Annotated in this window: 12 protein-coding genes and 1 pseudogene; 6 read left to right on the top strand and 7 right to left on the bottom strand. The window is 68.7% G+C overall.

Features of this window, described 5'->3' with window-relative positions:
* The first annotated feature begins 429 nt into the window (after nucleotides 1-429).
* Nucleotides 430-765, top strand: a complete 336-nt coding sequence (locus tag ACIBCK_RS37795) for a MerR family transcriptional regulator (protein ID WP_399397752.1) — start codon at nucleotides 430-432, stop codon at nucleotides 763-765.
* Between the two features lie 170 nt (nucleotides 766-935).
* Here ACIBCK_RS37795 and ACIBCK_RS37790 read toward each other — a convergent pair.
* The 4 genes and pseudogenes from ACIBCK_RS37790 to ACIBCK_RS37775 all read right to left on the bottom strand — a co-directional run.
* Nucleotides 936-1,183: pseudogene (locus ACIBCK_RS37790) on the bottom strand (DNA-binding response regulator); the annotation flags it as partial.
* A 513-nt stretch (nucleotides 1,184-1,696) separates the two neighbouring features.
* A complete protein-coding gene (locus ACIBCK_RS37785; protein WP_399397751.1) occupies nucleotides 1,697-2,956 on the bottom strand; it encodes an MFS transporter in 1,260 nt (419 codons plus the stop codon).
* A 42-nt stretch (nucleotides 2,957-2,998) separates the two neighbouring features.
* Nucleotides 2,999-3,733, bottom strand: coding sequence for a maleylpyruvate isomerase family mycothiol-dependent enzyme (locus ACIBCK_RS37780; protein WP_399397749.1), 735 nt, complete (start codon nucleotides 3,731-3,733; stop codon nucleotides 2,999-3,001).
* 115 nt (nucleotides 3,734-3,848) lie between these two features.
* On the bottom strand, nucleotides 3,849-4,505 hold the full coding sequence (locus ACIBCK_RS37775) for a TetR/AcrR family transcriptional regulator (protein WP_399397748.1): 657 nt from the start codon (nucleotides 4,503-4,505) through the stop codon (nucleotides 3,849-3,851).
* A 169-nt stretch (nucleotides 4,506-4,674) separates the two neighbouring features.
* On the opposite strand from ACIBCK_RS37775, the gene ACIBCK_RS37770 reads away from it, so the two are divergent.
* From ACIBCK_RS37770 to ACIBCK_RS37750, 5 genes are read left to right on the top strand one after another with little or no spacing between them, the layout of a single operon-like run.
* The gene (locus tag ACIBCK_RS37770) at nucleotides 4,675-4,869 is read left to right on the top strand and encodes a ferredoxin (protein WP_399397747.1); all 195 of its coding nucleotides are present in this window, start codon (nucleotides 4,675-4,677) and stop codon (nucleotides 4,867-4,869) included.
* Nucleotides 4,866-6,077, top strand: a complete 1,212-nt coding sequence (locus ACIBCK_RS37765) for an NAD(P)/FAD-dependent oxidoreductase (protein ID WP_399397745.1) — start codon at nucleotides 4,866-4,868, stop codon at nucleotides 6,075-6,077. Before ACIBCK_RS37770 ends, ACIBCK_RS37765 begins: the two co-directional genes overlap by 4 nt.
* A 26-nt stretch (nucleotides 6,078-6,103) precedes the next feature.
* Nucleotides 6,104-7,315 carry a cytochrome P450 gene (locus ACIBCK_RS37760; RefSeq protein ID WP_399397743.1) on the top strand — a complete coding sequence of 404 codons (1,212 nt, stop codon included), beginning with the start codon at nucleotides 6,104-6,106 and terminating at the stop codon, nucleotides 7,313-7,315.
* Nucleotides 7,312-7,785 carry a carboxymuconolactone decarboxylase family protein gene (locus ACIBCK_RS37755; protein WP_399397741.1) on the top strand — a complete coding sequence of 158 codons (474 nt, stop codon included), beginning with the start codon at nucleotides 7,312-7,314 and terminating at the stop codon, nucleotides 7,783-7,785. The genes ACIBCK_RS37760 and ACIBCK_RS37755 overlap by 4 nt, the downstream gene beginning before the upstream one ends.
* Nucleotides 7,782-8,585 carry an SDR family NAD(P)-dependent oxidoreductase gene (locus ACIBCK_RS37750; RefSeq protein ID WP_399397740.1) on the top strand — a complete coding sequence of 268 codons (804 nt, stop codon included), beginning with the start codon at nucleotides 7,782-7,784 and terminating at the stop codon, nucleotides 8,583-8,585. The genes ACIBCK_RS37755 and ACIBCK_RS37750 overlap by 4 nt, the downstream gene beginning before the upstream one ends.
* A 149-nt stretch (nucleotides 8,586-8,734) precedes the next feature.
* Here ACIBCK_RS37750 and ACIBCK_RS37745 read toward each other — a convergent pair whose 3' ends face one another.
* The 3 genes from ACIBCK_RS37745 to ACIBCK_RS37735 form a co-directional block, all read right to left on the bottom strand.
* A complete protein-coding gene (locus ACIBCK_RS37745; RefSeq protein ID WP_399397738.1) occupies nucleotides 8,735-9,616 on the bottom strand; it encodes a serine aminopeptidase domain-containing protein in 882 nt (293 codons plus the stop codon).
* A gap of 13 nt (nucleotides 9,617-9,629) precedes the next feature.
* On the bottom strand, nucleotides 9,630-11,300 hold the full coding sequence (locus tag ACIBCK_RS37740) for an AMP-binding protein (RefSeq protein ID WP_399397736.1): 1,671 nt from the start codon (nucleotides 11,298-11,300) through the stop codon (nucleotides 9,630-9,632).
* Between the two features lie 189 nt (nucleotides 11,301-11,489).
* A complete protein-coding gene (locus ACIBCK_RS37735) occupies nucleotides 11,490-11,954 on the bottom strand; it encodes a MarR family transcriptional regulator (RefSeq protein WP_399397734.1) in 465 nt (154 codons plus the stop codon).
* Between the last annotated feature and the right edge of the window lie 59 nt (nucleotides 11,955-12,013).

Here is a 12,013-nt window from a genome sequence, read left to right as displayed (position 1 = left end):
AAGGCGTCAGGCTGCGGCGCGCGTGCCGGGAAGTTCGGCAGTGGGGTTCTAAGCCAGCGCAGATGCAGGAGAGGCGACGGGGCTGGCTGCCGAAGCGTGGCGCTACCACAAGGCCACGAGCAGTACGCAGTATCAGTAGTACAAGTTCGAATTGGTTCAGAGGGAAAGAACGGAGGAGCCAGGCGCCATCAGGATCGCCCGGACCGCAGTCTTGAGTCCGGGTACCGCAGGACATCGATAGTGAGGTGGTCTCCGGTCAAGCAACCGCGATCCCCGTATCCCCGACGGCAGTTCGGTCGGGTCAGCGGAAACAGAAGGCCGACGCAGTTTTAGGGTCGGCAGATGGTGTAGCAGTTCCTTCGGGGCCCGGGTGCCACATTGCACCCGGGCCCCTCCACGCGTTCCCAGAGCGGTTCATAGAGAGGTGAAATGACAGCAGACGACTCGATCGGCCGTCTCGATGACGACGACTACCCCGCCTACACCATGGGACGGGCCGCCGAAATACTCGGCACCACCCAAGGCTTCCTCCGCGCCATCGGCGAAGCCCGCCTCATCACCCCGATGCGCTCCGCGGGCGGCCACCGCCGCTACTCCCGCTACCAACTGCGCATCGCCGCCCGCGCCCGCGAACTCGTCGACCAGGGCACCCCCATCGACGCCGCCTGCCGCATCGTCATCCTCGAAGACCAACTCGAAGAAGCCCAACGCCTCAACGAAGAACACCGCGCTGGTGCTGAAGCGCGCCCCATGTCGGACGCCTGACTCACCGCGCTCGCCACGGCAACTGATATCGGCGGCGTCGGCGCCGCTGCCGCCGACCCCTTCTCCGGCGAAAACGCCGGCAGAAGGCGCAACTTGGAGCGGGACTCGGTTCCAGCGCGCCCCGTACCGCGACGGCCAGCGCCTTTACACCTCCGCGGGCCTGATGGGTGGGCGACCGCCGTGCGTTTGCGGCTCGTCAGTTCTGTGAGTCCGATGCTGGCCGGGCCGGGGACGGCTGGCTGACGTACCGGTTGATCAGTTTGCGGGTGATGGTCGGTGCGAGCGGTGCGAGCAGTGCGTCGCTGCGGGCGGCGACGCGTACGGCGTGCAGGAGGTCGTCGGGCACGATGTCCTTGACGAGGAATCCCGCGACGCCCGCGCGCAGCGCGTTGAGAACATATTCATCCAGGCCGTAATTGGCGGCGCCTCACCGGTGGACAGGTGCATCCGGACCAGCTGGAACAGCGCTGCCTGGTGTGACCGGCCAGTTCGGGCACCAGGACGCGTCGATGACCTCCAGCTGCTCGCGCCGCTCGTTCGACAGGGTCCGGCCGACGACACCACCGGCAGCCCCTCCGCACGCCGCCGATCATTCTCTGCAGCCTTCCGGGCGGCTGCCCGTGCGTTTTTCAAACGGGGGGGTCGACGTTGATGTCCCAGGTGATGAGCTCTTTGGCATCGGCCTGGGCTTGCAGTGCGGCGAAGATCCGGTGCCGGGCGCCGTCCCGCTCCGGCGCCGAAACAAGTCGTACACCCGAGCGCAAGGCCCGTAGCGTTCCGGGACACCCGCCGCGGAACACCGGTACGAGTCCGGAACCGTATACCGTCGATCAGCTGCCCCGAGTCGATATCGGCTCAAGATGCACTTTCGATACCCGCCCCAGGTGACTTTCGCAGTGCCAGGCCCGCGTTCGGTGGACGGCTGGCGTGCTCAGCCGAAGTTGCGCCGGATCGGTGTGGCCCGGGCCGGGTTCGCCGCTGATTCCTCGGCCCGCGGCAACTCTCGGCGCCGGAAGCTACTGGCGGCCAGGGTCAGCGGGCCGATCAACAACACGAGCACGGCGACAGCGCCAAGCGCGACCGGCAGGCTGGTCAGCTCGGCGGCGCCGCCCACCATCGGAGGGCCGAGCAGGAACCCGCTGTAGGCAATGGTTGTCGCGAACGCGACCTCGCGTTCGCCGCCGCCCCCATCGGGCCGCCGCCCGGCAGCTCCGCTCAACTCGATGACGACGGGAGAGGCGTACGCGAGACCGACACCAGCGACAGCAAAGCCGGCGAAGGTCAACGCCGGTGACGGCGCCATGACTGCGGCGGCCAGTCCGAGCCCGCCGATCGCGGCACCCCCGATGAGCATCCGCGGTGCGCCCCAGCGACGCTGGATCGCCTCACCGCACAAGCGGGTGCACGCCATGGTGATCGAGAAGCACGAGTAGATCAGGGCGCCGGTGGCCTCGCTGAGACCGCGTTCCTGCACACCGAACAGTGCTGACCAGTCCGCTGTCGCGCCTTCGGCTATCGAGGCACACAGTGCCACGCCGCCGAGCAGCCACAGCGCCGGTCGCCTGAACGGGGCCCGCTCGGCGTGCCCGACCTCAGCGGACACTCTCAGTCGTTTCTCCACGGGAATCCAGCGGGCGATGCTGATGGTGACAACGCCGCAGACCACCGCGACGATGAGGAAATGACGGCTGGGTGCCAGTCCTTGCCAGGCCGCGACCGCAGCGCTGACTGAACCGGCCAGCGTGCCGAAACTGAAGGCTGCGTGAAAAAGCGGCATGATCGCCCGTCCGGTTCGCCGGGTCGCGGTCACGCCGGCCACGTTCATTGCCACGTCCATCCCGCCGACCATGGCGCCGAGCACGAGCAGCAGCAGGCCGAGCATCGCGGGCGACCTCGCCAGCCCCAGCACCGGAAGCATCGCGGACCCGGCAACGCCGGACACCGTCATCACGATACGAGCGCCAAACGCCGCGCACAGTCGACCGGCGAGAATCGAAGCGGCGATCATCCCTACGCTGGCACCGAGCAGGGACAGTCCCAGCGCACCCTTATCCGCACCGATCTGCGCGGCCAGTGCCGGCACCCGAGGGGCCCACGAGCCAAGCAGAGCGCCGTTGAGCACGAACGCGCCGAGTATCGCGATGAGTTCCGGGTCCCTGGCGTTGGCTCGGTCCGGATGGGCGGCGGTCATGGTGAGCTCCGTCCCGGCCCGGTTGGGGCGAGCCACGATCGGTCAGCTGCGCCAGGTCGGCAGCGGCGGCAAAGGACCTCGCGGCTCGATGCTCAGCGTGTGGCCGTCGGTCCGCCCGGTGAGCCAGCCGAGCAGTTCGGCTGCTGGGCCGTTCACACGCGGCCCTGGCCCGTTGCCGAGTACCCGTGGGACCTGGTCCTCGTCGGCGCACAACGTCATGGGCGGCGCGTGGGGGTTGGTGCGCAGTTTCGCGGTGGTCGCGTCCAGCTCGCGGCGGGTGAAGGAGGCGGGCCAATGGGCCGGAGTGTGGCCGGCGTTCAGGTCGGTGTGGTGCACCTCCACCTCGCGCAGCATGCTGGCGACGGCACCGCGCACCGGCCGCACACCGGCCCCGAGCCAGCGCACCGGCACGTCCCAGGCGTGTGGGGGGTGGTCGTCGGCTGCGGAGAGGAAGCGGTGCAGCGCGCTGTCCATGTCGTCGAGGAGGGCGTCGGCGGGCCGTCCGGCGCCCTCCTCGATTTCCCGTTCCCGCTGCTCATCGTTGGCGTACTGCGGCAGGTCGGTGCCCGTACGGGCGGAGGTGAGCAGCCGGGTGCGCGAGTCGGCGCTGCGGGCGAGATGCGTCAAGACGTGGGCGCGAGACCAGCCGGGCAGCAGGGAGAGGGCCTTGACGTCCTCGTCCGACAGCGTCGCCGCGGTCGAGAGCAGCCGGTCCACACAGGTGCGCAGCAGGGGCAGGAGGGCGGCAGGGCTGTCTCCTTCTTCGTTGTGCGGCATGGGCCTCCGATCGGTGATGATGCGTCGCTCTACTCGTTCCCAGCTTGTGGCGCCAAGCACTCCGTCGCCCCGCTCGCGCCGAGGATGAACAATCAAACGACTTCGCGGACACGCCCTAGCCGCGTGGGCCGCCATCGGCCGTGGTGATGGAGCGGGTGAGTTCCTCGACGAAGTCGTGCACGTCGCCCAGGTTCCATACTTGGCCCGCGCTGTTCCTGAGCAGGATGCGGCCGTGCACGGCCGACCACACTGACACGGCAGCCGCTTCGGGCGTCTGTGTCAGACGCATGCCTGTCGCCGCCAGTCGCGTGACGGCGGTCCGCCAGCGATCCGCGAGCAGTGCCATCTCGTTCTGATGCCGGTCGTGGTCACCGAACATGACGCGGAAGTACAGCGGATTCTGCTCGGCGAACCGGCAGTAGACGTGGGCGAGTTCGGCCAGTCGCCGGTCCGGTGGAAGCTCGTGTGAGTCTTCCTCCACCCGGTCCATCGCGTCGAGGAGCTGCTCGAATAGCCGTCGTACGGCCGCGATCGACAGCTCCTCCTTGTCCGCGAAGTGCAGGTAGATGGCCGGTGCGGTGACTCCTGCCTCCCGGGCCACCTCTCGCAGGGACAACGGCACGATCTGCATCCGGGATTCGTCCGCGATGAGCCGGAGCGTCGCCTGCAGGATCTCCTCGCGGAGTTTGTCTCCCTCGCCCCGGGCGTTACGGGGTCTGCGTCTGAGGGCGGGCTCCTCGGGCGGCGAGGGGCTTCGGGTGCGGTCGGCCATGTTTGCCAGCCTCGCACAGTGTTTGTTCCGGGTGCCACGGACGTCGACCGCGACGGCCCCAACGCTTTACGGCAGTAGCTAATCAGGTGTAAATAAATACTCGTAAAGTTACGGCGCGGGACGCTCCCTGCCGGTGCGCCGCCGTGCCCTGTTCTGAATGGAAACGCGCATGCACATCACGATCGACGAGGACAAATGCTGCGGTGCAGGGCAGTGTGTGCTGGTCGCGCCGGAGGTTTTCGACCAGCGGGACGAGGACGGGGTGGTGGTCCTGCTGGACGCCGAGCCGCCCTCGCAGCAGCAGGACGCCGCCCGTGAGGCCGCGTCCGTCTGCCCGGCCGCCGCCATTGAGATCCACGTATGACCGTGTCCGCCGGAATCGTCGTGGTCGGCGCCTCGGCGGCGGGTCTGGCCACCGTGGAGGGGCTGCGACGCGGCGGCTACGAGGGCTCGCTGACACTGGTCGGCGGTGAGCCGCATCTGCCCTATGACCGGCCCCCGCTGTCCAAGCAGCTGCTCAGCGGTGCCTGGCAGCCGGAAAAGCTGTACCTGCGCACCCCCGAGACGTACACCGGTCTTCAGGCGGATCACCTGCTCGGCGCGGAGGCGGTCGCCCTGGATACCGAGGGCCGCAGCGTCCGTCTTGCCGACGACCGCCAGGTGACCTACACGCAACTGGTCGTCGCCACCGGCGCCTCGGCCCGCACGCTGCCCGGCACCGAGGGTGTGGCCGGGGTGCACACCCTGCGCACGGTGGAAGACGCCCTGGCGCTGCGTGCGGAACTCGCCGCCCGCCCGCACTTGGTGATCGTGGGCGGCGGGTTCGTGGGCGCGGAGGCCGCGGCGGTGGCGCGCGGGCTTGGCTGCGAGGTCACGCTCGTCACGGACCAGGACGCGCCCCTCTCGGACGCCGTCGGCGCGGAAGTCGGCGGGATGCTGACAGCGGTGCACCGCGAGCACGGCGTGCGGGTAGTGACCGGTTCACTGGTGAGGGAAGTGATCACCGAGAGCGGGCGGACCGCCGGCGTACGTCTTGACGACGGCCGCATCTTGCCTGCGGGAGCTGTCCTGATCGGCATCGGAGCGAGGCCCAACACCGGTTGGCTCGCCGGCAGCGGCCTGTCGCTCACCAACGGTGTCGACTGCAACGCGTTCCTGCACGCAGGCCACGGCGTGTGGGCCGCCGGTGACGTCGCCTCCTGGCCGGACGCCGACTCGGGCGAACGCCTGCGGATCGAGCACCGCACCAACGCCACCGAGCAGGGCCTGACCGTCGCCCGGAACATCCTCGCCGGGCCCGCCGCGACCGCCTTTCACACGGTGCCCTACGTCTGGTCCGACCAGTACGACCTGAAGATCCAGATCTACGGCCGTACCCGTGGCGCCGACGCGATGCACATCGTCGAAGGCAGCCTGCACGAGCGGAAGTTCACCGCGCTGTACCTGCGCCACGGTCATGTCACCGCAGCCCTGGGCATCGGCATGATCCGCCCACTACGCGCCCTGCGGCCCCTGGTGGCCGCCCGCGCCCCATGGGAGCAGGCCCGTCAGGGCCTTCCCCTCGCCGGCTAAGACTTCCCCCCACCTGAAGGACACGCATGTCCACGGACACCTCGGCACAAGCCACCGCTTTCCCTCTCACCCGCGGCTGCCCCTTCGCTCCGCCGGAGACCGCCACTGCCTTCCGTGAGGCCGGCGCACCGCGCCGGGTCACCATCTGGAACGGCACCCGTCCCTGGCTGATCACCCGCCACGACCAGGTCCAGCAGGTTCTCAGCCCGGGCGGCCGGTTCGGCGCCGATGTCACCCTCCCCGGCTTCCCCAACACCTCCAGCGCCCAGCCTGTCGTCGAGGGCGGCATCTTCTTCCGCAAGGACGGCGACGAACACCTGCCGATCCGCCGCATCCTCAACCCCGACTTCACCGCCAAGCGCTCCGAGGCGCTGCGCCCCCGCATCGTCGAACTGATCGACCAGCTCTTGGACGAGCTGCCGGCCAAGGGCAGGCCCGTCGATCTCATCGAGGAGTACGCCCTGGCTCTGCCCACCCTGGTCATCTGCGAGATCCTCGGCGTTCCGGCCGAGTGGCGGCACATCATCCACGAGTCCTCGAAAAAGGTGGTGCAGCTCAGCCTTCCCAAAGAGGAGAAGCTCGCCGCGCACCGCACGATGCTGGACACCCTCAGCCGCACCATGGCCGACAAGCGCAGCGATCCCGATGACGGGCTGCTCTCCCGCCTGGTCAACACCTGGGTCGACGAGAAGGGCGTCCTTGGCTTCGAGCAGGCCGTCGGCCTGGGCGTCCTCGTCATCGCCGCCGGACATGAGACCACGGCGAACATGATCGGCCTCGGCATTCTCGCTCTGCTGCGCGAGCCCGAGCAGCGCGCCATCCTCCTCTCGGACCCGAAGAAATATCAGAGCACGGCCACCGAGGAGATGATGCGGTACTGGTCCATGGTGCAGACCGAACCGCGGCGCGTCTGCCTTCAGGACACCGAGATCGGCGGCGTACTGATCAAGGCCGGCGAGGGCGTCATCTGCAATCTGCCCGCCGCCAACCGCGACCCCGACGTCTTCGCCGCCCCGGAGGAGCTCGATCTCACCCGCGTGGAGCGCAAGCACATCGGCTTCGGCTTCGGCATCCACCAGTGCCTGGGCCAGAACCTCTCCCGCGTCGAGATGCAGGAAGCCTGGCCACGCCTCTTCCACCGCTACCCCGCCTTGCGCCTGGCCGTGGACGAAAGCGAACTGCACTTCCACGACGACGCCCTGACCTACGGGCTCGAAGAACTGCCGGTGACCTGGTGAGCGCCCCTGACGATGCCGGAGTCGCCGAGACACCGCAGCAGCGCGCCGCGCGGGGATGGGCCGCCATGGCCGAGGTCATGCAATGCCCGCTTCCGCCGGCCACGTCGTCCGCCTCGCTCGGCGGCCTGTCCGCCCAACACATCTTCGGTGACCTGTGGGACCGCCCCGGACTCTCCCGGCGCGATCGACGGCTGATCACCCTCACTGTCCTGGCCGTCCTGGGACAGGACCGCCTGCACGCACCACTGCACATCAGGGCCGCCCTGGCCTGCAGTGACCTCACCGAGGCCGAACTGCGCGAAATGGCCGTTCAGATCGCCTACTACGCCGGGTGGCCTCTGGCCACGTCCTTCGACGCGGCCGTCGACACGGCCACCGGCCACGACACCGGCTACGAACAGGTGACCGGCCTGGCTAACACCCCGACCAACAGTGCGGCACCCCCGCCGGACAGGAAGGAGCAGCCGTGAGCACACGTCTGCGCGACCAAGTCGCCGTTGTCGTCGGCGGCGGACAGACCCCGGGCGCCACCATGGGCAACGGACGCGCCGCCGCCCTGACCTACGCCCGTGAAGGCGCACGCGTCCTGGTCGTCGACCGGGACGAGAAGTCAGCCGAGGAAACCGCCGCGCTCATCCGCAAGGACGGCGGCACCGCCCGGCCCCACCGCGCCGACATCACCGTCGAGGAGGATTGCGCCGATCTGACCCGGGCCGCCCTCGACGCCTACGGACAGATCGACGTGCTCCACAACAACGTCGGCATCGTGCCCGGCGGGCGCACCGAGGAACTCCCCTCCGCCACCTGGCGTCACGGCTTCGAGGTCAACCTCACCGGCATGTGGCTCACCTGCAAATACGTCCTACCGCATATGCGTGAGCGCGGCCGCGGCGCCGTCATCAACATCTCCTCCATGGCGGGACTGCTCGCCGGCGGCGAGGCCATCGCCTACACCACCTCCAAGGCCGCGGTCCATTCCATGACCCGTAGCCTCGCGCTGGAGTACGCCCCGCACGGCATCCGCGTCAACGCCATCGCTCCGGGGATGATGGACACCCCCATGGGCGTGGACTCCGTCGCCCGTTCCAGCGGCACCGACCGCAAAGACGTCGCGGCGCAACGGGCGAGCCTCGTCCCCATGGGCCATCAAGGCACCAGCCAGGACGTCGCCGAAGCAGCACTCTTCCTCGCCTCGAACGCCTCCGCCTTCATCACAGGCGTCACCCTGCCCGTCGACGGCGGCTTCACTCTGCGCGCCGGAACACACTGACACTCCCAACGGCGGGCCAGCAGTGCCCTGATCAGGGGCGCCTGATCAGGGCAAGACGCGACAGTCACAGGTGGGCCACCGCGAATCCGCAGGGCGGCACCGGCCCACGTCGTTCATGCGTCCTGCCAGGAGCTCCGGGCATTGCGGCGTCAATCTGCGGTGGGGGTGTGGCTATTGAGCCACCCCAGAATGTCGTTGATCACTTCGGCGCGATTCGTCTCGTTGAGGATTTCGTGGCGGGCACCCTCGTAGACGCGCAGCGACACATCCGTGAGACCGGCCGTGCGGTAGCGGTCCACAAGCGCTTTGACGAGCTCGCCGTGACCGCCGACCGGATCGGCGCCGCCGACCATGACGGCCAGGGGAAGGTCCGCGCGTACCTGCGCCATCCGTTCCGGGGCTGCGACGGCGCGGGCACCGGCGACCATCGCCTTCATCCCCTCAGGATCGAGGCCGAACCCGCAGTAGGGGTCACCGAGGTAGGCGTCGACGATGCCGTCGTCGCGGGAGATCCAGTCGAAGCCGTTACGGGCCGGCTCGATCCCGGCGTTGAATGCCGAGAGGTCGATCTCCGCGTCCAGGTCAAGGGCCGGTTCCAGCAGATCGAGCGCGCTGGTCCCGGTGAGCACCACGCCGTCCACTCTGTCGCTGGAGTGGAGCAGGAACTGCTGGGTGGCGAACGACCCCAGGCTGTGCGACAGCAGGAACAGCGGTACACCCGGCCATTGTTGGCGGCCCAGCGCGGCCAACTCTCCGATGTCGTGCACCAGCTCCGTCCAGCCGGCGGCGCCGATCTGGCCGAGCGCCTCCTCGGAGCCGGCCGTGGCGCCATGGCCGCGGTGGTCCTGGCCCTGCACCGCGTACCCCGCGGCCACCAGGGAGGCGGCGACGTGGCTGTATCTGCGAACGTACTCTCCGACGCCGTGGGTGATCTGCACGATCGCGCGCGGTGTTCCGGCCGGCTCCCACCGGAAGGCGACGATCTGGGTGCCGTCCCGGCCGGTGAAGGTAAAGCGGCGTGGTGTAGTCATCGTCAACTCTTCGTTAGTCAGCGGCTAGTTGGCGTGCCCGCTCGCGGAGCGCGAACTTCTGCATCTTCCCGCTCGCCGTCATGGGGATCTCATCGACGACGCAGAGCATCTCGGGCAGCTTCTGTATCGCTATCCGGCGTTCGTCGCGCAGGTAGGTGGTGAGCTCCTCAAGCGTGGGGGCCTGGCCGTGGACGCGGGGGACGATGAAGGCGCAGGCCTTCTCGCCCAGCCTCGCATCGGGGGCCGCCACGACCGCGACCATGGCGATGTGCGGGTGCGTGATGAGGTGGTTCTCCACCTCGGCGGCGGAGATGTTGGTGCCGCCGCGGATGATCAGGTCCTTGATCCGGCCGGTGACACGGAGATAGCCCGCGTCATCGAGCCGTCCGAGGTCGCCGGATGCCGAGATTCCGCGCTTGTCGATGGCGGCGTCGGTGAGGTTCGGGTTGTTCCAGTAGCCGAGCATCAGGCCGGGGCCGCCGTGGCATATTTCGCCCTCTTGCCCCGCGGGGGCCTTACTTCCGTCGGGGGCGCGGATCTCCAGGAGTACGCCGGGCAGGGGCCGGCCGTCGGAGGAGAGGATCTCGTCCGCGGTGTCGCCGATGGAGCAGGCGGTCACCAGGAGTCCCTCGGAGCGACCGTAGACCGGCAGCAGCGTGCATCGGGGCAGGTGTTCCGACCATCGTTGCAGCATCGTCTCCGGGATCGGCGCGCCGGCGCACAGCCAGCGGCTCATCGATGTGAGCTGCTGTGCGGCCTGCGGTGACTCTTGCAGCGCCTCAAGTGCCATCTGCACGAAGGGGGTCGCCGTCATGCTGGCGGTGCAGCCGTGCTCGGCGATGCGGCGCAGGCCCTCCTTCGGCTCCCAGGCGTCCATCAGGTGTATGCCGCTGCCGAGGATCAGCGGGGCGGCGACTCCCATGGCGAGGCCGGTGGCGTGGGTGACGGGGGACGGCATGAACATCACGTCGTCGGCGCCCAGGCCCAGCACTGTTCCACCGAGGGCGTGCACGGTGTAGGTCAGTGTGTTCAGGGTGTGCAGGCAGCCCTTGGGGCGGGACTCGGTGCCCGAGGTGTAGATGATGCAGTGCGGCGCGTCGGCGGACGGCGGCGTGCCCAGTTCGTCGGTGGTGGGAAGGTCGTCGCCGGTGATGAGGTCCTCGAGACGCAGCATGTCCGCGCGCGGTCCGGAGCGCACCGTGATGACGTGCTCCAGACCGGGACAGGAGGTACGGATCTCTGCCAGCATCGCCGGGTAGTCGAACTTGCGGAACTCTCCCGGGATGATCGACACCTTCGCCCCGGAGTCCTTGAGGACATGGCCGACCTCGTCATGCCGGTAGATCGGCATGGTGGGGACGAGGACTGCTCCGATGCGGGCGATCGCGACGTACGCGATGACGAACTCGCTCCAGTTCGGCAGCTGGACCTGCACACGATCGCCGGCCGTGACCCCGAGGTCCTTCATCGCCCTGGCGAGCCGGTAGGCGCTGCTCTGCAGCTGTGCGGCGGTCAGGAAGCCGTATCCGTCCGTGACCATGACCCGGTCCGGGCCTTCGGCCGCCCACTGGTCGATGTATGCGTTCAGGATGTCGTCCCGCCAGTGACCCTGGGCACGGAAGTCGGCGATCGTCGCCTCGTCGTACCGGTCCTCGGGGCGGGGAGCTTGCACTTGGACACTCACGTGGACACCTCTCAGGGTGAATCCGAGGCCGTATGAAGTGGCTCTGTTATACGCCCGAAACAGGCAGGAAGTCTAGTACTCGACTATCGATGCCTCGACACTCTTGCGCTAGATGGATATGGGTGGTGGCAGGGCAGCACAACGGCCCGTGCCGCCGTCCGATGGCACGGGCCGCGTTGCGTACTGCGATCAGCCGAAGTCGCCGAGTGCCTCGCGTACCTTGCGCAGTTCGTCCGCCAGATGGTCAGCGGCTGCGTCGTCCGTGCCGTTCAGGCCGAAGCCCATCTCGCCCAGCGCCGCGTTGGCCTTCTTGACGCGCTCCAGGCCCTTGCCGGTGAGCGAGGCGAGGATGGTGCGACGGTCGGAGGGATGCGGCTGCCTGACCACGAGACCCGCGTCCTCCAGCTGGTCGATGACCATCGTGACCGTCGTGGGGTGCACCAGGAGCGCCTTGCTCAGCTGGCCGAGGGGCCGGGACATGTCACGGGACATCTGCAGGGTCACCATGACCAGATACGCGGTGCGGGTGAGCTTGTGCCGCTTGAGGACCCGGTCGATCTCGGCGGTCACCACCGCTGTCGTACGCAGCAGCGAAGCCATGGCGGCGAACTGCGCCGGACCGCTCTCGCCGTGCTCCGCCCACTGCTCTCGCATCCACGTGACGGAGTCCGACTGGGTTCTCGGAGACAAGGCGTTCCCGCTTTCTGATCGAG

The sequence above is a fragment of the Streptomyces sp. NPDC051218 genome (genome assembly GCF_044455475.1).
Classification (GTDB): Bacteria; Actinomycetota; Actinomycetes; order Streptomycetales; family Streptomycetaceae; genus Streptomyces.
This window is presented reverse-complemented; position numbering and strand designations above follow the sequence as displayed.

Bases quoted from the DNA above. Each gene is read 5' to 3' on its own strand.
- ACIBCK_RS37795 (WP_399397752.1), top strand. From the start codon at position 430: ATGACAGCAGACGACTCGATCGGCCGTCTCGATGACGACGACTACCCC.
- ACIBCK_RS37785 (WP_399397751.1), bottom strand. From the start codon at position 2,956: ATGACCGCCGCCCATCCGGACCGAGCCAACGCCAGGGACCCGGAACTC.
- ACIBCK_RS37780 (WP_399397749.1), bottom strand. From the start codon at position 3,733: ATGCCGCACAACGAAGAAGGAGACAGCCCTGCCGCCCTCCTGCCCCTG.
- ACIBCK_RS37775 (WP_399397748.1), bottom strand. From the start codon at position 4,505: ATGGCCGACCGCACCCGAAGCCCCTCGCCGCCCGAGGAGCCCGCCCTC.
- ACIBCK_RS37770 (WP_399397747.1), top strand. From the start codon at position 4,675: ATGCACATCACGATCGACGAGGACAAATGCTGCGGTGCAGGGCAGTGT.
- ACIBCK_RS37765 (WP_399397745.1), top strand. From the start codon at position 4,866: ATGACCGTGTCCGCCGGAATCGTCGTGGTCGGCGCCTCGGCGGCGGGT.
- ACIBCK_RS37760 (WP_399397743.1), top strand. From the start codon at position 6,104: ATGTCCACGGACACCTCGGCACAAGCCACCGCTTTCCCTCTCACCCGC.
- ACIBCK_RS37745 (WP_399397738.1), bottom strand. From the start codon at position 9,616: ATGACTACACCACGCCGCTTTACCTTCACCGGCCGGGACGGCACCCAG.
- ACIBCK_RS37735 (WP_399397734.1), bottom strand. From the start codon at position 11,954: ATGCGAGAGCAGTGGGCGGAGCACGGCGAGAGCGGTCCGGCGCAGTTC.